The 21,483-nt window shown below is 56.0% G+C and carries 18 protein-coding genes and 2 tRNA genes; 11 read left to right on the top strand and 9 right to left on the bottom strand.

Features of this window, described 5'->3' with window-relative positions; all coding sequences use genetic code 11:
• Positions 1-14: 14 nt before the first annotated feature.
• Positions 15-2,102, bottom strand: coding sequence for a single-stranded-DNA-specific exonuclease RecJ (recJ, locus tag H8790_RS11810; RefSeq protein WP_187332711.1), 2,088 nt, complete (start codon positions 2,100-2,102; stop codon positions 15-17).
• Positions 2,103-2,289: 187 nt separating this feature from the next.
• Here recJ and H8790_RS11805 point away from each other — a divergent pair, with 187 nt between their 5' ends.
• The gene (locus H8790_RS11805) at positions 2,290-3,807 is read left to right on the top strand and encodes an S-layer homology domain-containing protein (protein WP_187332710.1); all 1,518 of its coding nucleotides are present in this window, start codon (positions 2,290-2,292) and stop codon (positions 3,805-3,807) included.
• Between the two features lie 54 nt (positions 3,808-3,861).
• Here H8790_RS11805 and gap read toward each other — a convergent pair whose 3' ends face one another.
• The gene (gap, locus tag H8790_RS11800) at positions 3,862-4,884 is read right to left on the bottom strand and encodes a type I glyceraldehyde-3-phosphate dehydrogenase (RefSeq protein ID WP_187334305.1); all 1,023 of its coding nucleotides are present in this window, start codon (positions 4,882-4,884) and stop codon (positions 3,862-3,864) included.
• Positions 4,885-5,269: 385 nt separating this feature from the next.
• On the opposite strand from gap, the gene H8790_RS11795 reads away from it, so the two are divergent.
• The 4 genes from H8790_RS11795 (at position 5,270) to H8790_RS11780 (ending at position 7,666) form a co-directional block, all read left to right on the top strand.
• Complete coding sequence (locus H8790_RS11795; RefSeq protein WP_187332709.1) at positions 5,270-6,073, top strand: sensor histidine kinase; 804 nt, start codon at positions 5,270-5,272, stop codon at positions 6,071-6,073.
• Entirely contained in the window at positions 6,069-7,160 is a 1,092-nt protein-coding gene (gene mnmA, locus H8790_RS11790; protein WP_256404991.1) for a tRNA 2-thiouridine(34) synthase MnmA, read from the top strand. Before H8790_RS11795 ends, mnmA begins: the two co-directional genes overlap by 5 nt.
• Before the next feature lie 218 nt (positions 7,161-7,378).
• A tRNA-Leu gene (locus H8790_RS11785) sits at positions 7,379-7,465 on the top strand.
• Positions 7,466-7,590: 125 nt separating this feature from the next.
• Positions 7,591-7,666 (top strand) — tRNA-Met (locus H8790_RS11780).
• Between the two features lie 209 nt (positions 7,667-7,875).
• Here H8790_RS11780 and H8790_RS11775 read toward each other — a convergent pair.
• From H8790_RS11775 to H8790_RS11755, 5 genes are all read right to left on the bottom strand, one after another.
• Positions 7,876-9,270 carry a tyrosine-type recombinase/integrase gene (locus H8790_RS11775; RefSeq protein ID WP_187332707.1) on the bottom strand — a complete coding sequence of 465 codons (1,395 nt, stop codon included), beginning with the start codon at positions 9,268-9,270 and terminating at the stop codon, positions 7,876-7,878.
• Between the two features lie 45 nt (positions 9,271-9,315).
• Positions 9,316-9,534 carry a helix-turn-helix domain-containing protein gene (locus H8790_RS11770; protein WP_187332706.1) on the bottom strand — a complete coding sequence of 73 codons (219 nt, stop codon included), beginning with the start codon at positions 9,532-9,534 and terminating at the stop codon, positions 9,316-9,318.
• 311 nt (positions 9,535-9,845) lie between these two features.
• Positions 9,846-10,262 carry a sigma factor-like helix-turn-helix DNA-binding protein gene (locus tag H8790_RS11765; RefSeq protein ID WP_187332705.1) on the bottom strand — a complete coding sequence of 139 codons (417 nt, stop codon included), beginning with the start codon at positions 10,260-10,262 and terminating at the stop codon, positions 9,846-9,848.
• 256 nt (positions 10,263-10,518) lie between these two features.
• Positions 10,519-10,770 (bottom strand): helix-turn-helix domain-containing protein, encoded by a 252-nt coding sequence (locus H8790_RS11760; protein WP_187332704.1) that lies wholly within the window; start codon positions 10,768-10,770, stop codon positions 10,519-10,521.
• Entirely contained in the window at positions 10,751-11,191 is a 441-nt protein-coding gene (locus H8790_RS11755) for an RNA polymerase sigma factor (RefSeq protein ID WP_187332703.1), read from the bottom strand. Before H8790_RS11755 ends, H8790_RS11760 begins: the two co-directional genes overlap by 20 nt.
• A 417-nt stretch (positions 11,192-11,608) precedes the next feature.
• On the opposite strand from H8790_RS11755, the gene H8790_RS11750 reads away from it, so the two are divergent.
• Positions 11,609-11,953 carry a helix-turn-helix domain-containing protein gene (locus H8790_RS11750; protein ID WP_187332702.1) on the top strand — a complete coding sequence of 115 codons (345 nt, stop codon included), beginning with the start codon at positions 11,609-11,611 and terminating at the stop codon, positions 11,951-11,953.
• Positions 11,954-12,246: 293 nt separating this feature from the next.
• Here the strand turns inward: H8790_RS11750 and H8790_RS11745 are convergent, their stop codons facing one another.
• Positions 12,247-12,435, bottom strand: coding sequence for an HU family DNA-binding protein (locus tag H8790_RS11745; RefSeq protein ID WP_404821685.1), 189 nt, complete (start codon positions 12,433-12,435; stop codon positions 12,247-12,249).
• On the bottom strand, positions 12,374-13,063 hold the full coding sequence (locus H8790_RS11740; RefSeq protein WP_187332700.1) for a hypothetical protein: 690 nt from the start codon (positions 13,061-13,063) through the stop codon (positions 12,374-12,376). Before H8790_RS11740 ends, H8790_RS11745 begins: the two co-directional genes overlap by 62 nt.
• 342 nt (positions 13,064-13,405) lie before the next feature.
• Between H8790_RS11740 and H8790_RS14090 the strand changes: the two genes are divergently transcribed.
• The 5 genes from H8790_RS14090 (at position 13,406) to H8790_RS11720 (ending at position 21,461) form a co-directional block, all read left to right on the top strand.
• Positions 13,406-13,642, top strand: coding sequence for a hypothetical protein (locus H8790_RS14090; RefSeq protein ID WP_404821721.1), 237 nt, complete (start codon positions 13,406-13,408; stop codon positions 13,640-13,642).
• A 174-nt stretch (positions 13,643-13,816) separates the two neighbouring features.
• On the top strand, positions 13,817-14,536 hold the full coding sequence (locus H8790_RS11735; RefSeq protein WP_187332699.1) for a LytR/AlgR family response regulator transcription factor: 720 nt from the start codon (positions 13,817-13,819) through the stop codon (positions 14,534-14,536).
• A 13-nt stretch (positions 14,537-14,549) separates the two neighbouring features.
• Entirely contained in the window at positions 14,550-15,866 is a 1,317-nt protein-coding gene (locus tag H8790_RS11730; protein ID WP_187332698.1) for a sensor histidine kinase, read from the top strand.
• A gap of 163 nt (positions 15,867-16,029) precedes the next feature.
• Positions 16,030-16,293, top strand: a complete 264-nt coding sequence (locus H8790_RS11725; protein ID WP_187332697.1) for a hypothetical protein — start codon at positions 16,030-16,032, stop codon at positions 16,291-16,293.
• The gene (locus tag H8790_RS11720; protein WP_187332696.1) at positions 16,290-21,461 is read left to right on the top strand and encodes an S-layer homology domain-containing protein; all 5,172 of its coding nucleotides are present in this window, start codon (positions 16,290-16,292) and stop codon (positions 21,459-21,461) included. The genes H8790_RS11725 and H8790_RS11720 overlap by 4 nt, the downstream gene beginning before the upstream one ends.
• Positions 21,462-21,483: the final 22 nt, after the last annotated feature.

Raw genomic sequence — 21,483 nt, 5'->3', positions numbered from 1 at the left:
CGGGTTGATTCACCTCAGTTTCGGGGAGTGAGTATGGAAGAAAGCCGGTCCAGATAGGGACAGGCATACAAGTCGACTTTGACGCCGCGGTCGGTTAGCCGCAGCAGCAGGTATTCCTCTTTCTGCCGGACGGACAAAAGGCCCCGCTCGGAGAAGACCGCCAGGCCCAGGGAGGCCCGCAGGAAGGATTCGCAGCCGGAGAGGTCGGAGGCCAGCGCCCGCAGCAGCGGCAGGGCCGGGGCCTCCAGGTCCCCATCGCCCACACGCTGGGCAAGGGAGCGCCACAGCCGAACAAACTGCTCCCGGCTGCCTAACATCCGTGAGGCTTCCTGGGCGGAAATGGGCCCATCCTCCACCAGGCGGCGCACCAGGGCGGCGGATTCCGATTCGCTGCGGCTGGGGTAGCGGGAAGGCCGGATGTCGATCATCTGAAGCTGGAGGTTGGTGACGCCCCGGAAGGTGTTGAGCTGAAGGTGGAAAGCGGCGTCCACCCTCTGCCCGGCGCATATGCCGCACTGCTCCGCCGTGGCGGAGAAAAAGATGGCTTCAAACTTCTGGCAGCCCTTGCTCAGGCGCAGCTTGAGATGTTTGCCCTGGCCCACGCTCTGCATGGAGTCCACCACCGCGCCGAAGAGGGCGAACACCGGCCGGGCGTTGCCGGAGCCGTAGGGCTCCAGCTGGGAGAGGGCTTCCACCTCCGCGGTGCTGAGCCGGCCCGGATGGGCGATCACCGCGTCCACCTCCAAAGAGGAGACCGGCAGCTTCCCGCCCCAGGAGTGACGCACATAGTCGTTCATCCGCTGGCGGAAGGCGGGGATGTTCTCCTCCCGGATGGTGAAGCCGGCGGCCAGCTCGTGGCCTCCGAAGCCCTCCAGCAGGTCGGAGCAGAACTCCAGGGCGGCGAAGAGGTTGAACCCGCCGTAGCTGCGGCAGGAGCCTTTCCCGCACCCGTCCTGCAGATGGATCATAAAGCTGGGGCAGGAGTACTTCTCACTGAGGCGGGAGGCCACGATGCCCACCACACCCTGATGCCAGTCCTCGCTGGCCAGGACCAGGGCGCTGCGCTCGCTCTCGGGCAGGGCCTGGATTTTCTCGATGGCTTCGGTACAGATGCTCTGCTCGACCGCCTGGCGTTCCCGGTTCAGCTCACACAGCTGGCGGGCCAGCTCCTCGGCCCGGGCGGGGTCGTCGGTCATCAGCAGCTCGGCAGCCAGGTCGGCGGCCCCCATGCGCCCTGCGGCGTTGATCCGCGGGGACAGGACAAACCCGATCTGGATGGAGGTGACGGCCTTTCCCGCCAGGCCCGCCTCCTTCAAAAGGGCGTGAATGCCCACAAAATCCGTGTGGGGCAGCGCCTCCAGCCCCCGGTAGACGATGGTGCGGTTCTCCCCCTCCATGCGCATCACATCGGCCACAGTGCCGATGGCGGCCAGGGTGGAGTAGCGGGCAAAGAGGGCGTCCTCCCGGTTTTCCCCGCCCAGGGCCAGCACCAGCTTCAGCGCCACGCCCACGCCGGCCAGGGATTTGAACGGGTAGGGGCAGTCGCTGCGGTGGGGATCCACCACGGCCACGGCGTCTGGCAGCACATCCTTACACTCGTGGTGGTCGGTGATGACCACATCCATGCCTAACTTCCTGGCAAAGGCCGCCTCCTCCACGCCGGTGATGCCGCAGTCCACGGTGATGAGCAGCGTGGCCCCCTGGCTGTGCAGGGAGGCGATGGCGTCGCAGCTGAGGCCGTAGCCGTCCTCTATGCGCCGGGGGATATAGCGCAGACACCGCCCGCCCGCGTTTTTCAAATAGTCGATGACCAGGCAGGTGGAGGTGATGCCGTCCACGTCGTAGTCTCCGTAGACCGCGATGAGTTCGCCCGCGGAAATGGCCCGCTGAATCCGCTCCACGGCTTTGCCCATGTCCCGCATCAGCATGGGGGAGTGGCTCAGGTGGCGCTCCCGCTCCAAATGGGCGGCGGCCTGCTCCACCGTGTCCACGCCCCGGGAGGCCAGCACCAGCGACAGCAGATACGGGTATCCGTTTTCCACCAGGCGCTCCGCGGCCAGGCCGTCGCAGGCCCCGGCCACATTCCAGCGCTCGTACTTCATTGTCCGCCGCCTCCCCTCTCAAAGCAGTCTATTACTCCACAATAACTAAATAAGTATAGCAAATTTTGTATCACACGTAAAGGGAAAACTGCTCATCTTTGCACCAAAATTTGACGAACAGGCCATAATTTGCTAAAATGTGGGACAGACTATCTCCAAAAGCCACTTTGCGAAAGGAGAATAAACCATGAAGAAACGGATTTTATCCCTTGCCCTGACGCTTGCCCTGACCGTATCGGCCCTGAGCGTGAGCGCTGCGGGCGCGGTGCGCTTCGGCGACGTGCCCGACGGCAGCTGGGCGGAGGAGAGTATTGCCCGGGCGGTGGAGGCCGGAATCCTCTCCGGCTATGACAGCGCCCGCTTCGGCTACGGCCACCGGATGTCCCGGGCCGCCTTTGCAACCGCGCTGGTCCGGCTGTTCGGCTGGACGGAGGTGCGCCCCGCCGCGCCCACCTTTTCCGATGTGAAGGACACGGCGGCCTGGTATTACGGCTCTGTGGAGGCCGCCTATGCCCATGGGGCCATTACGCTGCAAAGCGAGCGCTTCCGCCCCGGCGATCCCATTACCCGGGAGGAGATGGCGGTGATGATCGTCCGGGCGCTGGACTATGAAGCGCTGGCCGGGCTGGTGCAGCAGCTCCCCTCCCCCTTCACCGACCTGACCACCAACAGCGGGTATATTGCCGTGGCCTACAACTTGGGGCTGGTCAACGGAACCTCGCCCACTACCTTTTCCCCCAGCCAGAAGGCCACCCGGGAACAGGCGGCGGTGCTGCTGATGCGCGTATATGACAAGTATCATCTGAACACCACCTTTGTGGGCGGCCTGGCCAGCCAGGAAACCAAGGCCCTGCCCGTCAGGATGAATGCCGTGGCGGTGGAGATGGCCAGGCTGGAGGGCATCGACGCCACGTTTGAAGGGGACCCCGCCGTCCGGGACCTGGTCCGCGGCACCGGGGCCAAGGCGCTGATGTACGCCGCGTGCGGCAAAGAGGTGGTGGAGGAAGACACCATGAGCGGCATGCAGGCGGTGGCCTGGACGCTGGCGGACAATATGGAGCTCTTTGGGTATGACGGGATCTTGCTGGATGTGCCGGGATTGACCTCCGCTGGAAAGGAAAAGCTGGTCAAACTGGCGGAGGAGATCAAGGGCCGCATGACAAAGGGAAAGCTCCTCTATGTAATGGTGGACGCGCCCGCCTGGAACGACGAAGCGCCGGGAGGCTATGACTATGAGGCGTTGGGAAAGACGGCGGACCGGATGATCCTCCGGGTGGCCTCCTATGAGCAGACGGAGAGCGGCTTCCCCATCGCGCCTCTGGAGCCGCTGGAGGAACTGTACTACGCCCTTGCCGGGCTTCAGGGCAAGGTGCCCGCATGGAAGACCACCGTGCTGCTGACCACCACCGGCTCCGCCTGGAAGGGCGAGGGCGACCAAATCCGCCCGGACGGCAGCCGGACTGCGGCCCAGATCGAGGAACTGCTTAAATATGGCAACGGATACCATGCCGGCCGCTACGCCAGTGCCTATGCCGTCTCCGGCACTGGCGCCGGCCAGACCACCGTCTGGTACAACGATGAAGACGCCGTATCGGCCCGGCTTCAGCTGGCCCGCTTCTTCGGCGTCACCTCCGTGATGCTCAGCGATGTGAACTCCGTGGCAGATTACTCCGGCTATGATGTGGCCGGGCAGCTCTGGAGCTGAAAAAAAGAAAAGAGGGCCGGGGAAGCACTTGCTTTCCCGGCCCTCTTTTTATACTTATTCGGCGTTGTCCACCTCATACATGTGGGCCAGCAGGTCCAGTACCTTGCTGGAATAACCCCACTCGTTGTCGTACCAGGCGATGAGCTTGACAAAGTTGTCCTCCAGCATGATGCCGGCCGTCTCGTCAAAGATACAGGTGTTGGGGTTGCCGATCAGGTCGCAGGAGACCACCTGCTCGGATACATAGTCCACGATGCCCTTCATGGGCCCCTCGGAGGCCCGCTTGATGGCGTGGCACACGTCGGCATAGGTGGCGCTGGTTTTCAGCCGGGCGGTGAGGTCCACCACGGACACATCGTTGGTGGGGACCCGGAAGCTCATGCCGGTCATCTTGCCGTTGAGGGAGGGGATGACGCGGCCCACGGCCTTGGCAGCGCCGGTGGTGGAGGGGATGATGTTGCCTAAAATGGAGCGTCCGGTCCGCCAGTCGCGGCCGGCCCGGGAGTCCACAGCCTTCTGCTTGGCGGTGGCGGAGTGGATGGTGGACATGAGGGCCTGCTCAATGCCGAAGGCGTCGTTGACCACCTTGGTCAGCGGGGCCAGGCAGTTGGTGGTGCAGGAGGCGTTGGAGACCACGTTCATCTCCTTGCGGTATTCCGAGTGGTTGACGCCCATGACAAAGGTGGGGGTGACGCCGTCCTTGTCCGGGGCGGTGATGAGCACCTTTTTCGCGCCGCCCATAAAATGGCGGGAGGCTTTTTCCGTGGAGTTGTATGCGCCGGTGGACTCGATGATGTACTCGGCGCCGCACTCGTGCCAGGGGATCATGGCCGCGTCACTTTCGGAAAACACCTTGATTTTGTTCCCGTTGACGTAGAGGTAGCCGCCCTTGTGCTCCACGGTGCCCGCAAAGGCCCGGAACACAGAGTCGTATTTGATCATATAGACCATGTAATCCAGGTCCGCGTTGCGCAGGTTGATGCCTCTTAAGTCAAACTGGTCCCCGCGCTCCATCAAAATACGCAGAACGTTTCTGCCAATGCGCCCGAACCCATTGATGCCCACTTGGATTCCCATTGTAATCAAATCCCTTCCATCCTGTTTTTTGTCAGCCGCCCATGTGTTTTAGGCAAAAGCAAATTATGCTTACGTCCATTATAACAGAACTCTTTGATTTGTCTTTAGCTTTTACGCAAAATTACGTAGAAAATTGCGTAAGGTTTATTGTGATGATTGCACAGTGAAAAACCGTATGAAAAGGAATGCGGAACTGTCATGTGCGAAAATCTGTTCGACAGAAATCGAAAAGTCTCTTGAGTTTTCTTCCTGATTTTGCTATCCTTAGGGAAAGAAAAGGCTGATGGAATCAGTGGACTGCACGGGCAGGGGATGTTTTCCATGATTGAGTGAGGCATTGTTGCAAAACCTATTGGAATGATGAGCCGAAAAGAGGATTCAGTATATGGAAGAGAAGCTGCTGACCGAATTGCTGCCGGAGGTGGTGGTGCAGCTCCGCAACGCTATGGTGAGCATGGGGAGCGCGCTGGCAAGCATTGCCCCACCTGAGCTGCGTGCGCAAAATCCCGCACTTGACGCGGATGCCGCCAAATTGTATCAGGCGTACTATCGTCTTGCGCGGTTGGTGAACAACTTGTCCCTCGCGGACTCCGTGGAGGTAGCGGATCAGCCGCCGCTAAAAAATTACGAAATTGTAGGGATGCTGCAGGAGCTCTATTGGCGTGCAAAGCCTCAGGCGGAACTCCTTGGGCTGGATGTCCAGTTCACCTGCCAGGAAGCACCTCATGTGGTCGCCACGAACCAGCGGGAATTGAACCGGATGGTCTTGAATCTGCTGTCCAACGCCTTTAAATTTACCCCCAGGGGCGGGACAGTGGTGATGGATCTGAAATTTGTCCGGAAGATGGGGATTCTCTCTATCGCGGACAATGGCGTAGGCATCAGTGAAGAGCGCATGGAGACTCTCTTTTGGCGCTATACGGATATCGAACGCATGGAGCCCCACCCCCATGGGATGGGCCTGGGGCTTCCCATCTGCCGCCGGATTGCCAGGAGCCTGGGCGGCAGCCTGTTGGTGGAGTCCAAAGAGGGCTTGGGCACAAAGGTCACCTGCTCCTTCCCGGACAGGCGGGTGAGCACTGAGGTATCTGATACAAGGGCGGATTATACCGGCGGGCTGAACCCGACGCTTTTGGAACTGGCGGACGCGCTGCCTGCGTCGGCGTTTTGCTTCCGCAATATGGATTGAAGCGAAGGACAAACAGAAAGGAAACAGGATGAAGAGGGTATATGTAGCCATGAGCGGCGGCGTGGACAGCGCTGCCGCCGCCATGCTGCTCCAGCGGGCGGGCTATGACGTCACCGGCGTGACGCTGCGCCTCCATGGATATAAGGACCGGCCCGGCATCTGCGGCTCGGCCGACGACATAGAAGACGCCGCCGCGGTGGCGGCGGCGCTGGGTTTCCCCCACCGGGTGATGGACCTGACGGAGCAGTTTCGCGGGCAGGTGATGGAGCGCTTTGTGGAGGAGTACCGCGCCGGGCATACGCCCAATCCCTGCATTGACTGCAACCGGGAGATCAAGTTCGGCGCGCTCTTTGACGCGGCCATGGCGGAGGGGGCTGATTATCTGGCCACAGGCCACTACGCCCGGGTGGGCTACGATGAGTCCGCCGGCCGGTGGCTGCTGCTACGGGGCCTGGACCGGAAAAAGGATCAGAGTTATGTGCTCTATCAGCTGACACAGCGCCAGCTGGCCCACCTGCTGCTGCCGGTGGGGGAATATGAAAAGCCGGCCATCCGGGCCATGGCGGAGGGCTGCGGGCTGGCCAATGCCCATAAGCCCGACAGCCAGGACATCTGCTTTGTGCCCAATGGCGACTACATGAAGTTTTTGGAGCGCTTCGGCGGCTTGGTGCCGGAGCCGGGCGACTTTGTAGACCGGCAGGGCCGGGTGCTGGGCCGTCACAAGGGCCTGGAGCGCTATACCACCGGCCAGCGAAAGGGCCTGGGAGTCAGCGCCGCGGAGCCGCTTTACGTGTTGGGCAAGGACCTGAAGGCCGGGACGGTGCTGCTGGGCCGGGACGAGGAGCTTTTTACCGACACATTGGTTGCGGAGCGGGTGAACTGGATCTCGGTGCCCGGTCTGGACGCGCCCATGGAGGTGACGGCCAAAACCCGCTACAGCCAGAGCGAGGCGGCCGCCACCGTGGAAGAGCTTGCCGACGGCAGAATCCGTGTGCGGTTTGAAAGGCCCCAACGGGCGATTACCGCTGGCCAGGCCGTGGTGCTCTACGACGGCGAAAAAGTTGTGGGCGGAGGAACGATCGTCTAACGGTCGCTGGGAATCCATTCGTCCTGAAAGATCATATCGTCCAAATCGCCGCAATACTGCTTGTTCATAGTGTACCTCCTTTCTGTATCTAAGCAGTATATGTGCGATGGACGGGAAAGTTGCATGGAATTGTGCAAGCGAATCATGTCGAAAAGTTTTTTGGAAAAAACCTTGACAGATAGGAGCACATCGTGGTAATCTAATTGTTGCCGATATCTGCCGGTGTGGTGGAATTGGTAGACACGAGGGACTTAAAATCCCTTGGTAGCAATACCGTACCGGTTCGAGCCCGGTCACCGGCACCATTCGGACCTGGCGGAGGTTGCAATTGAATATCGCGGAGTAGAGCAGTTGGTAGCTCGTCGGGCTCATAACCCGAGTAGCGACCGGCGTTCCCGGGGCAGTACCGGGAGCCGCGAAAACTGAATAACGCGGGGTAGAGCAGTTGGTAGCTCGTCGGGCTCATAACCCGGAGGTCGCAGGTTCAAATCCTGTCCCCGCAACCACAAAGTCCTGAAATCTCAATGGTTTCAGGACTTTTCCTTTGCCCTGTTGCAATTTGCAATTGATTTGCCCAAGGAGCCTGCTCAGCTTTTTTTCATATTTTATTCCCTCATAATAACTTCCTCCGAATAATTTTGAGAAAACGGTTCTTTTGCCGTTTTCTTTTTTTATTTGCAATAAAGTAGGCAATATCAACGGAAACCCCTTAAACTTAGGCGGATTCTGGCGGGATGTTCTTTTGCTCTTTTGAGAAATCTGGGAGAACGATGCCAGAAAATTTTCCTCTTTTTTTCGTGCCGCTGAGTTTTGGTGCCGCTGCCAATTTGTTCATGTCGAGATAATCGGACATTGTTTCAATGGCTTCGCGCTCCACATCTTCATTTTTATGAAGATACTTTTTGGTTGTTTCCAGCGAGGCGTGACCCAGGATTCCCTGCACAATGTTAAGAGGTACCCGTTCTTCCGCCAGCCTTGTTGCCATGGTGTGGCGCAATGCGTGAGGATTGACTTTGCGGATCTCGCAGCGTTTGGAAACAGCAGTCAGACGAATCTCAAAGCTTTTGGGATCAATGTAGGTACCCTTTGTGGACGGGAACAACAGGTTTTCCGGATTGGGCCAGACCGAATTTGCCAGCGTAAAAATATGCCGGATCAACAGCTCGCACAAACCGTCAGATATGGAAATTTCCCGGTTTGAGCTTTTCGTTTTCGGTGTACTTTGGACAATCAGATGGGTTTTCTTGTCGGGGTTGTAGTTTAAAATCCTGATGTTCGGGTTGTCCAGCGACAGTGCAATCGTATCAACCCGGATAAGATTTTTATTGACCGTTAATGTCTGCCGCTCCAGATTGAAGTCTGAGATATTCAGCGCCAATAATTCCCCGACGCGAAAGCCTACAAACAAATCGGTTAGGATTGCGATCCGCTGTGTTTCCCGCAGAACTTCTTCCATGAAAATCTCCATTTCAGAAGGGCTCAGTACGCGCATCTCCGGCGTAACGACCTCGGGCCGTGTTGTTTCAAGTGTCGGGTTTTCATCCAGCTTGTACTTTTTCTGGGCATAGCTGAAAAAGTCTTTTAAGATCATATGATGATTGCGGATTGTCTTTGGTGACAGTCCGCCTTTTTTTCCGTCCTTGCGGGCGCCGTTGAGCTGCTTCTTTTGATAGTAGTCCTGTACGACATCCTGTGTAATGGCGTACAGTGGCATCGGACCAAAGAATTCCGCAAAGTGGGTATTGTAGGTGTCGATATAACTGGCGTATGTGGAGGGCTTTCGCGTAGGCGGGGATTTATACAGCTTGAGCCAGGCCATAAAGGTCTCAGCAAACAGCGCCTCAGATTCTATGGAGTGTCCCAGCATTCGACGCTGTTCTTCCACATCATCTTGCTGCTGTATCTTTGCTTCTTCACTTTGCTTTAACGCCTGCTGCTCCGCTTCCCATTCCTCTTTGCGTTGCTTACAGATTGCCTTTGTGCGCCCCTTAAAGGATTTCCTTTTGAGAGAGCCATCCTCTTTGCGGCCCACAGTAACCTGATAAACCCATGTTTTGTCCTCCAACTGCCAGAAGGAACCTTCTCCGTTGGATCTTCTTTTTGCGGCCATAATAACATACCTCCAATAATCAGAATAGATGATTGGAGATCCTGCCTAATAACGCACAACATGCGATGTTGCCAACCATGCGTAGAACGGTTCCCTGGGAATCCGAAGAAGATTTCCGACCCTGATCACCGGGAACGAATGACTGTGGATCAGGTTGTAAACTGCATTCCTGCCGAGCTTCAGGATTTTTTGCACTTCCTGAACGGTCAGCGTTTCGGGCAATTGCCCATTTTCCATCTGGGTGCATTTTAACTGTTCACTCATAGCTGGCCTCCTTCGCAAGCTGCGTGCCGAGAGTGTATTTGTCAAGGTACATCCGCTAACTCGTAAAGCTATTTTATTATAACTCTTCGGGCGTTTCAATAGATGTACCATTCTCCCGGCCACTTTATTTTTAAATACTTTTGCCACTATTTCAAAGTGGCAGAAAAATGCTCCTCGGCGCAAAGCGCCGGGGAGCATTCCTCTGATTTGACAGCCTAATCATAGCACAATCTCAAGGGCAGGCACAAGCACCCAACCCGGGCGGATTTCGGACATATGTTGTGCAGATGCAGGGCATAAAGCGTGCAATCCTATTTCTGAAGCTCAGAGATATAGTTATACATCTCTGTCAGAGCGTCAATCGCGCGTTTTTTGATGTCCTTTATCGTTCTGGCCGCGAGATGCATTTTTGTTCCGGCTTCCTCATTTGTCAGCTGCTCAAAATAAGAATACCGGATCACTTCTTCCTGGCGCTGATCCAGGAGCGAAACATAGAACTCGATGCGTGCGGCTTCCCGTTTCAGCAGCTCCAGGTGGCACGCAATGTCGTCCCTGGTTTCCTGATTCATGCGTTCTATGACCTGCTGGTAATTCAGGGCGATGTACATGGTTTTATTGGAAATATGGCCGGATGCGCTTCCGCTCCCATCTCCTTTGGCATAATTCATGGCGTCCAGTATTTCGCGCTCGGACACATGGACAGGGTACGCCTGTTCGTACTCTAACAAAGAGATTTTCTTTTTTATCCCCGGATAATCCTTTAGCTTCTGTTCAATTTCTTCTCTTGTATATGTCATGTAAAATACCTCTGTCAGTTCATCCCGGCATCTTTTGGACGCTATGTACGGCCAAAAGGCAGGCTGAGCGTACACAATAGCCCTGTAGGGCCGTAAGAGCCCGCAGACGGACTTTTCTATCTTGACCAAGGGGAGAAACTGCAGCGGCGTGGAAATGGGTACACGCCGCCGGATATGGGCAAGGGGGCTATGCTTTTCTGATGAGCTTAAAGTCAAGAATCTTTGCAATCAGCTTGATCTCAAGCATTTTGCGCATCTCATCATCTGCCGCCATGTAGGACACGCCGTTTTCATCGTATAATTTCCGCATGGAGAGTGCGGCAATATACCCCTCGTAGTGCTTCAGCACGGCATTGATGGCGATGATGTCTCCGCTTGATGCCGCCTCAATCACAGAGAACGGCAGCAGCGCGTGTCTGTTATTTCTTATTCCGCTCATTTTCAAACACCTCCAGTCTACTCCTTAATTCCTCAAGGCTGCTGGTTCTCCTGCGATGGATGGTGGAGCCGACCACCTTGAGTTTTGCTGCGATCTCCGTATCTTTCATATCCAGGAAAAAGGCCAGAAGGATCACATCGCGCTTTTTGTCCGGGAGAGCGGCGAGGGCGCTTGCAAGCTTTTCATCTCTAACCGGTATGCGATATTCCGCTGCATCAAAAAAAAAGAGGTCTGACGGGTATTCGTCAATCACATAAAAACGATTCAGCTCTTTTTCAGATAGCCACGAAAGGCTGACTTCCTTTTCTGCTCTCCGGGCAAGCCGCTTTCGAATGCTGTAGCTTTCCTCTCGCAGAATCTTCCGGCATCTGCTGTCAAATTGGCGCCGTATCGTCTCCATTTCAGATCGTGTGAGCGTCAAGAGATTTCACCTCCTCTCATGCGCCGAGAGGTCGGCTTACTTCCCCCTTCGCTCTCTATCCCCATTTGGAGAGCCGATTTTTTGCGTTTTCGATAAAAAGGAACAAAAAAATTTCCCGACAGGCATAAGCCCATCGGGAAAGGAACAACATAAATACCAGAACGTACCTTTGTGGTGTAGTCAGCTCCACTTACAGAGCGATAATAGCGGGCTGGAGGTAAACACTCATTTTGACAGAATCGGTGTATCGCCGCTCTGTCAAATGCTCTGAAGGCAGACTTTAGTGTAACATCCTTTCTTTTCTCTTGATTTTCATATGCTCCTCCCGGATGTCAGTTGTACTACACCATGTCGGTGCCTTATATGCTGATTTAAGTGTAGCAGAATACACGATAGAATGATATTTAAAGTGATGTGATGACAAAAACGCCGCTCGATATTTTGGCGCAAACAATCCGCAAGACAAGGGAAGCCAGAGGCTTATCCCAGATGGATTTGGCGCACAAATTGAATATGAACCCACATACAATCATGGATTTTGAAGTGGGGCGCAGCAATCCAAAAGCGGAAACGGTATTCCTGATTGCGGATGAATTGGATATCAGTCTGGATGCGATTCTATTTGCCAGCACAGACAAGCCGAATGCCGTCAGCGCGGAAGTACTCAATTTCTTTGCCAGCAGAACGCCAGAAGAGTCTGCCAAATATATCAGCTTATGCAGGCAGATAGAACAGATGAGTAAAAAGGACACAGAGGGTTAAAGCGGAACCTGATGATATGATTCGGTTTCGCTTTTTCTTTTGCCTTTTTCAGTTCCCTGCCGTCTGGATCATTCATTCCCTTTACAAAATACCTACTATCTTGTTGTGGTATCCGCAAAGACCCAGAGAACGTGTTGGGTGGAGCTCCGCCGTACAGAAAAAAGAAGTGTTGAAAAACAAACGGAGGGGAGCTGGGCATTAACCCGGCGCCCCTCCGTTTTGATTGGATGGTGCTTTTACCGCAGCGCATTTTCACTGCATATCCCCTTGTACGGAATTGACGATCAGCGAAGTCAGTCAGCGTTCACGCTGTCTTTAAGAGCTTTCCCGGGCCGAAATACCGGCACATTCGCAGGAGGAATCTCCACGTTCTTTTTTGTTTGGGGATTGCGCCCAATCCGTGCATTCCGGTGCCGGACTTCAAAAGTGCCGAAGCCGATCAGGCGGATCTGCTCGTCCTGCTGGAGTTCTCGAGCGATCATGTCCACCATGGCGCTGATAACAGCCGCGCACTCCTCTCTCCAGCACCTCGATTACATTCCGGTCCTCCGGCAGCAGCTGGAGCACCCATGCGTCCATACGCTCCCGCAGGGAAAGCACCGTCATCTGCCGCAGATCGCCGCGGGCAATCAGCGCATCCAGGACATAGTCGCGGAATGCGGGGATCAGCGGCGCGGCTGTCTTTCGGTCAAGCTCCTCATAAAGCCTGTCCTTGTCTCCCGCAGGGCAGAACAGATAGCAGGTGCGCGGCTGCAGCTCCTCTTGAAGATTTTCTTCGTCCTCCTCGTCTGTGGCGGCCGTCTGTGTATCGTCGTTTGCCATCAGCGTCGCTGTGGCGTACACGCCATCGTGTGCAAGCTGCCTGCGGTAGCCGCGCGGCATACATTTGAGTAGCTGCGTTTTGCCGTCCAGCCTTGTCTCAATGGTTCCTCCGGAAAAAATGACGTCGGCTATTGCCTGTACCGACTCCGGGTAACCGCCGAACCGGACTGCGCTGAGAGTTTTCTCCTTCCTCACCGTGTCAAACATCAGGGTGTCCGCATAGACATTCAGACGCACCTCTGCCTGTGGGTCATAGTAGCCCAGCTCCATCAGCTTAGTTTCTGGCATTCATACCGATTCTCCTTTCGTTTTTGGACAAAAAAAGACCGCAACTGCCTTTGCGGGCAATTACGGTTTTTCAGATCCATTATTATATTCTTTCAGATGCTTTTCTGTGGAACGAAGGGGCAGACTGCCCCCTTGTTTTCGCCGATCCACCCTGCATACTCCGCCCTACTTACTCCGCCCTGAAATACACCCTCATTCTACCATGCGCCTTATACACTGTACAGGTGAAGATCTTTCACATAGATCAGCGAACGCCTACGCTGCACCTTTCCGGATGGGCGACCTCGTTTCCGCCGCTGGCGTCGATGGCGTGGTAAAGGGAGTCCCGCTCCCAAAGTGACGATGGAGTTTACCGTTCGCGCATGGTGCAAGAGCGAAGATTACTGGGATGTCTATTTTGAACTTACGCAGAGAATTACCGAAGCGATAGCGGCGAACGGCGTACAGACCCCTGTTGTACGTGCCTGCGTGGAATCTGTAAAGAAACTTGAATTGATCCGCAAAGTGAAAATCGCCGTCTGCCCACGCGAAATGGGCAGACGGCAATTTTACTTAAAAAGATATTCTTTTAACGCATGAGGAGATTACATTTTATACGTGTTGAGCTTGATAAAAGACGGGATGCGGCAATGCATGCTATATTGCGTGCCCCGAAAAAACATGATATGATGAGGCTGTATAGCAAGGGGATACCCCCTTTCGTTCACATCTGATACCAGACAAGATCTTAAGCGGATAGGGAGGCGAAGCACCATGCGTATTGCTATCTGTGACGACCTGGAAGCTGATCGAGCCTCACTCCGGGCAGCTCTGAACAGCATCCCCGCGCTCTTCGCTGGAACAGCGACAGAGGTTCGGGAGTATGTCAGCGGTGAGGCCCTTTTAATGGAGACCGAAGATAACGGTGCCGTTTTCGACCTCATTTTTCTGGACATTTACATGGGCGGCATAACCGGAATGGACACCGCAAAAGAGCTGCGGCAGTTAGGCGCTTCCGCTCCGGTGATCTTCCTCACCACCTCGCCGGACTTCGCCGTGGAGAGTTACGAGGTGAACGCTGCCGGCTATCTGCTCAAGCCGATTCAACTGGAGAAGCTGTCGGCCCTGATTAGCCATCTCCTTACTTCCGTAGAGCGCCCTCGGGTCTGTATCCAGTCCGGTCGGCGCCGCCGGTATGTCTTTCTGGATGATATCCTGTTCGCGGAGAGCGACAACCACAGCCTGGCCATCCATCTGTCCGGCGGAGAGATCCTGCCCTGCTCGGAAAAGCTCAGCGACCTGGCCGCCCGGCTGGACGGCCGCTTCCTCCGCTGCCATCAGAGCTATCTGGTTAACATGGCCCATGTGGCCGACGTGGTGGAGGACTTCATCCTGAAAGACGGCCGCCGGGTCCCCATCCGCACCAGGGAGCGCCGGGAGATCGCCGACGCCTATTACCGCTTCTTTGTTACCCATACCCTGAGCGCGCTGTAAGGAGAGAATTGCCATGACCATGACAGGGAACAATCTGATCTACAGCACCGTACTCATTTTCTGCCAGCTCAACACCATGGCGGCCGCCTTGCCCTCCCGCTTCTCCCGGAAGAAGACTTTCCTGTTTATGAATCTGGTGGGTGCGGTGCTGCTGGGGTTGTGTGCCCTGCTTTCCGTCCTGTTGGACGCGGAGACCGCCATCGCCATCTTCGGCGAGCTGTACGTATTCCCCCAGATCGCCGCCGGACTGTTCATCTCCAGGTACCGGAAGGGGCGTTTCTGGTGCATTTTCTTCGCCTGCGACGTGTCCTCCGTCCTGTGTTCCACGGGGGCTTATACCCTGGGCTCCCTGTTCTTCTCCTATAACCAGGCGAACCTGGGGATGCTGATTTTCCGCACCGGGGGCGTAGTCCTGGGAACGGTGTACGCCGTCTTCTTCCTGATACCTAAATTCAAGAATCTGATGGACACCAAGGGCGTACCCTGGGGTTCCCTGGCCCTGGCCGTGGGCATGATGGAGGTGATGATCATGGTCATGAGCACCTCTCCGGCCCTGATCTTCCTGCGTCCGGAGGAGCGGTTCAACCTGCTGGGTGTCTGCGTGGGCAGCGGAGTGGTGCTGTCCATGCTGGTCATCTCCCTGAATCGGGTGAAGCTGGCGGCGGACGAGAGCCGGGCCGCTTCCGAGCGGGCTGGGGTGCTGGAGGGCCAGTTGGCCCTCTCCGAGCGATACTACACCGATCTCACCACCCAACTCCAACAAAACCGGATGCAGGTCCACGACCTGCGCCACCACATCAACACCCTGGGCGGCCTGTGCCGGGAGGGTGACCTGGAGGGCATCCGAGTCTATGTGGCCAGCATGGAGACCATGACGCCACCGGCGGAGGTGCGGCAGTACTGCGCCAGCAGTCCGGTGAATGCCCTCCTGGCCTATTACGACGCCCTGTGCCGGGAGGCTGGCATCGAATTTTCCTGCGACCTGCGGCTGCCGCCCCTGGAGAAGGTAGACCCTCTGCACCTGTGCCTCATTTTCGGCAACGCCCTGCAAAACGCTCTGGAGGCCATCGGTCACCTGCCACAGTCGGCAGAGCGGTATCTTCGTGTCCGGGGCGCCAAGACCGGGGATAAACTGGTCCTTTCTGTGGAAAATCCTTTCTCCGGAGAACTCCAGCTGAGGCCGGACGGTCTGCCCGAGACCAATAAACAGGAACCCGGTCACGGCTTGGGCCTGGCCAGCATTCGCCAGACGGCGGAGCGCTACGGCGGCTGGTGCGGCGTCCAGGCGGAGAGCGGCATATTTACCCTCCAGGCAGTGCTGAGGGATTGAACCAATGGTTACATTTTTGCTTTTTGGATGCAAATGAGTGCCGTTTTCGTAATTATACCGGCAGTTTTCGCAAGCGCCCCACAAGGGGGCGCTTTTTTGCTATGATAAACAGGAGAAATTGTCAAGTCCCCATGTCATCTCATCTTGAGGGAGGGATGTCCGAATGTTAAACGCAGACCGGATTATCGGCCTAACGGATAGCGGGGAGCCCATTGTGCTGCCAGACCACAGCTGTGCGTATTTCATCCCCGGCAAAAATCCAACGCTGGACTTTCCTACCTGCTGGTATTGCAGGTACGCGGATTTTCGCAAACGCACGGATGTGATGTTGACGCAAAGCATCTGCCACTGCCCGGATAACCGCGTGGACATCATCCCGGGCAGTGAAAACGAACACCTTGGAGAAAAGGGAGGAACCGAGAGATGAAGAAACGGATATTCAGTGCATTCCTAGCGATGTGTATGTGTCTGAGCTTGCTGCCGGTCAGCGCGATGGCGGCGGAGCATGACCACAACACCGGCGACTGGAAAGCGTTGACTACCACGAGCGGAACACTGGAGGAGGGGAGCTACTACCTTGCGGTACCCGCAGAATCCGCAGCCCCCGAAACCTCATTGACCCTGACCGGCAATTTGACCATCAGCGGTGCGGTCACCCTCTGCCTGAATGGGCAGACGCTGGACTGCGGCAACTACTATATTGAGGTGTCCAGCGGAGCAAGTCTGACCATCTGCGACTGCAGTACCGGCGGCTATGTGACGGGAAGTAACTGGTCAGGTACCGTGCAGAATTACGGTATCCTGACGCTGGAAAGCGGCAAGGTGGAAAACACATACTCATATTCCGGAAGCCAAGCGGTCTATAACGCTGGAACGTTCTACCTGACCGGCGGCGAGGTATCATCGATGAGCGGATGTGGCCTTTTCAATTCTGGCTCTACTGAGGCCAAAATCTCCGGCGGCTCCATCACGGGCGGCTCGGCGGCGATCTATAATGATTACAGCAGTGAAAAAGTGTATTTGAGCAATACGCCTACCCTGACCTCTGGTGAGAACTATGCGGATATTTACAGTGGCACGGTTTACGCCAACGACGGAAGCACGGACGCTCCCGCCTATTATACGGGCGAAGCGATTACGGTTCAGCGTAGGTCTTCCTACCCCAACGGCGAAGCGGCGGTATGCGGAGTGAACGAAAACAACAAGTCGAGCTTCACTTCCTTTAATATCAATTATACCTTGAATCCTGATGAGGGCGATCCGACTGCGCTGGTCTACAAGGGCGTGGCCTGCAATCTGACCTGGCTCGACCGGGACGGCACAACAACGCTGACCGGCGACAGCTATCCCACGATTGAGGAGTATGGAGAGAGCATCTCTCCGCCCACTTATTCTGCGGACAATCAGGTTTTCCTTGGATGGAAGTACAAGGTGGACAACGGCGAATTTAACAGCAACTATGCCAGCTCCTCCCAGCGGATCACCGGCGCGATGACCTTCCAGGCCGATGCGGTGGCCGCCATGCCCGGTAGCGGAACAATAGCCGAACCCTATGAGATCGACAGCACGGAAGATTTGAAAACGCTGGCCACCATCGCCAACAGCGGCAATACCACCTATAACAATAGGGATGTTTGGTACAAGCTGACGGGGAGCATTGACCTGAACAACGAGGAGTGGACGCCCATTGGCAAGAATTCCAGCTGTGCGTTCCAGGCCAACTTTGACGGCGGCGAGCACACCGTTTCCAATCTGAAGATCACCGGTACAAATAGTTATTGCGGCCTGTTTGGTTACGTGTATGGTGACTACTCCATCCATACCAAAATTCAAAATGTGACTGTAAGCGGTTCCGTGAGCGGTTCATCCAATGTGGGTATGTTGGCGGGGTACGCCAGTTATGCCGACATCGCAAACTGCACCGTATCCGGCACCGTTCAGGGGAGCGACTACGGCTATCAGGCGCTGGTCGGTACGGTTGATTCCTCGGTGATACTGACAGGTAACAATACCAGTGCCTGTCATGTAAGCCCTATGGGCTATACCACGGACGACAATGGTGTCATGGCCATTGGCCAAGGTGATGGGAGCCTTGATATCGTAGGCTGTTATAAGGGGAAATGGATACAAACAACTTATTCTAATAATGGATACAGAACAGAAACGCAGACAGACAGCGAATCTATGGCGGTGACGGTGAAACCTGCTTTCCTGAACGACGGTAAATATATTCAGCTTAATTATACCGTAACAGCTGGAAACAGCGCCGTTTCCGGCGGCAAGCTGGCTGTTCACGCCGATGTGCAGATCGGTGACAACGATGCTGCTACGGTAGAAGTGATCAAAGACCGCGCCGGAAAGGCCATCGGTCTGCGGATGGTGGACACCCACACCAATGGCTGTGCCTCGCAAGATGCCCAGTTCAACCTCTACTTCGGCGGCACTGGCGGCGTGACCCCAGCCGATACCTATTGGTTTGGATACTATAGCAACCGTGACGATAAAAATTCTGTTTCAGGTACTTATAATTACTTTACACAAATCGGTGCGGAAACCATCAACAGCAGCTATGCGAGCTACTATAATACCGACTATGCCGCGACAGGGATCCATTCTTTCTCAAATAAGGACAGCGGCATCGCCTTCTCCTGGCAGGGCATCGACCTTGCCGCCAACGAGTCCAAGACCTTCTCCGTGGTCATCGGCGTGGGTGAGAAGTCCGACCCGCCCCAGTGGGGTACCTACCCCGTGGAGGGCGGTGAGCCCGTTCCCGTGGTGGCCCTGAGCGTAGGCGAAAATGCGACTTCCTTCCAGGTAAAGGCCCTGGTGAAGGATGCCGCCGGCCAGACCAACACCCTCCATTACAGCGTCCAGGACAGCGAAGGGATCTATCTGACCGACAAGGAAGATGTGAACCTGGTCAGTGTGGTCGCGGACGACACCATGAAGGAGTTGGCCCAGACCATCAACACCAGCAGCGGATATGAACCCGGGACCTATACCTTTACCTTCTGGGTCAGCAACACCGCCGGCGCCCTGACCGAAGCCGTGACCAAGACCATCATCATCGGAGAAAATGGCGTGGTCATCGGTGGGATGGACACGATCACTGATGCCCCCAGTGAAGCCCATACCTGCGCGGGCCAGGACCACGGCGTCACCGGTGCCCAGCCGTTTGCCGCCACCGGCGGGGAACTGGCATCGGGCAGCTACTATCTGACCGGCGACGTGACCCTGACCGACACTCTGGTGATTCCCGCCAATGTGACGGTCAGCCTCTGCCTCAACGGCCACACCCTGGCCGGGCCGAATGTCGAAGATGCTGTTTCTACCATCGAGATTCGCCCTGGCGGAACGCTGAATGTTTACGACTGTTCCGAAGGGGAAAAGGGTGCCATCACCGCGACCAGTATCGGAAATGTTATCTGGGTCGGCTCCGACACGGAGAGCGTGAACGCGACACTCAACCTGTATGGCGGCACGCTGAAAGCAATGCGGGCTTTTGCAATCTCGATGCAAGGCTATGGCAAAGCCTATCTGTATGGAGGCAAGGTGGAGGGGCAAACTCAGGATATCTCCATCACTACGGGAGACCTTGAGAAGACAATTTTCCTCAAGGGAAACACCACTCTGAACAGCATCTATGTGGGGCGTTCCAATAGCATCGACGCGAAAGACTGGGTGGGTAGTGCCCCCATCACGCTTGTACTGGATGGAGCTGCGGAGACCACATGGGAAACCATTGTCTGCAACGCCAGCGACCCCGACAAATTTATGGTGACGGATTACAACGGCACGCCCCGCACCCTGGTGGCCGAGAACGGCAACTTGATCCTGCTCCCTGTTGCCGCCTATGTTCTAACCCCCAATGGAACTCTTGCGAAGGATACGCAGTATCTGGACAGCGAGAGCGGCACCATCACCTATGACAAGAATACTAATACCCTGACCCTGACCGATTTCCATTTGACCGCCAAAGAACCCTCTGAATGCCACGACATGGTCACCGGCTTGTGGGTAGGTAAAGACTGTGAAATTGAGCTGGCAGGCGAGAACGAGGTCATCACGCCTACGATTGACAGCGAGAGCTTTGACGGCTCAATGGGCATCCATATCTCCGATTGTTCCGCGACCGTGAAAGGCACCGGCAGCCTGACGGCGGAAGGGTATACCACCGGTATTTTCTGCCCGAATGGGACTCTGACGCTGAAGAGCGGTACGGTGAACGCAAAGGGTGCGTTGTATTATGGAGTTTTTTGTGCTGGCGAACAAACCACGGGCAAACTGGCTGTCACGGGCGGCACATTGATCGCTTCCGCGCCTACCTTTGCAATCTCCGTCAACGAATTGGACGTTGACGGAATGACCTGCGTGGGCAGCACCAACATTTCCGCCACCGAACTGGAAGATGTAAAATTCGCTGACATTCAAGGAATGCAGATTCCTTATACTGGTGACAGCTTTGACAGTGAGGAATATACAAACGCCGCCAAGCTGGTGAAGATCTACGCCCCCGCTCCCGCAACCTACACCGTGACCCTTGATGTCAACGGCGGTACAGTCAGCGATACTACCCTTGTCACCGGCACAGACAAGAAACTGGCCAATTTGCCTACACCTACCCGCAGCGGCTATGCCTTTAACGGCTGGTACACGACGACAAGCGGCGGGACACAGATAACAACTGAAACTGTATTTGCAGGCGATCAGACCATTTACGCTCAGTGGACGAAGAACAGCACTCCCACCACTGGCGGCTCGTCCACTCAACCCACCTATCCGCCCGTTATCATCGAACCCGTCGGCGGCGATGTGAGCGTTTTCCCCAAACGCCCGGCGCGGGGCGACAAGGTCACTGTGACCCTCAAGCCTGAGAACGGCAGGATCGTTGACAAGATCACCGTCATTGATGAGGACGGCAAGCCCGTCGAGGTCACAGATAACGGCGGCGGTACCTACAGCTTCACCCAGCCCGACAGCAAGGTGAATATTACAGTGACCTTCCGGCCTGCCGCCTGTGACGGCGGTGCAGACTGCCCCAGCGCGGTATTTACCGATGTGAATACCTCCGCCTGGTATCATGAAGCCCTAGACTACGTGATTACCTGCGGTTTGATGTCTGGCTATGGCAACAGCAAGTTTGGCCCCAATGACACGCTCTCGCGCGGTATGGTCGTGACAATCCTTCATCGGCTTGAGGGGTACCCCCCAAGCAAGGAACACTCTGCTTTCCTTGACGTTCCCTCTAATCAGTACTATGCTGACGCCGTGGCGTGGGCTGCTGAAAACGGCATTGTGGGTGGCTACGGCAATGGAATGTTCGGACCGAACGATGATATTACCAGAGAGCAGCTTGCGGCCATACTGTACCGCTATGCGCAGTACAAGGGCATGACGGCTGTGTCGCTGGAGGAAAACCTCATCGGCTTTTCCGACCACGAGAAGATCTCCGGCTATGCGGTCCAGGCGATGAATTGGGCTATAGGCCAGAAGCTGATTAACGGTGTGGGCGACAATATCCTGGATCCCCAGGGCAACGCCACCCGCGCGCAGGCCGCCATGATCCTCATGCGGTTCTGCGAAAACAAGAAGTAAACTTATATTCAAACAGTCAGGG

Source organism: Oscillibacter hominis (genome assembly GCF_014334055.1).
Taxonomy (GTDB): domain Bacteria; phylum Bacillota; class Clostridia; order Oscillospirales; family Oscillospiraceae; genus Oscillibacter; species Oscillibacter hominis.
Note: the sequence above shows the minus strand (reverse complement) of the source record. Positions and strands in the feature narration are given on the sequence as shown.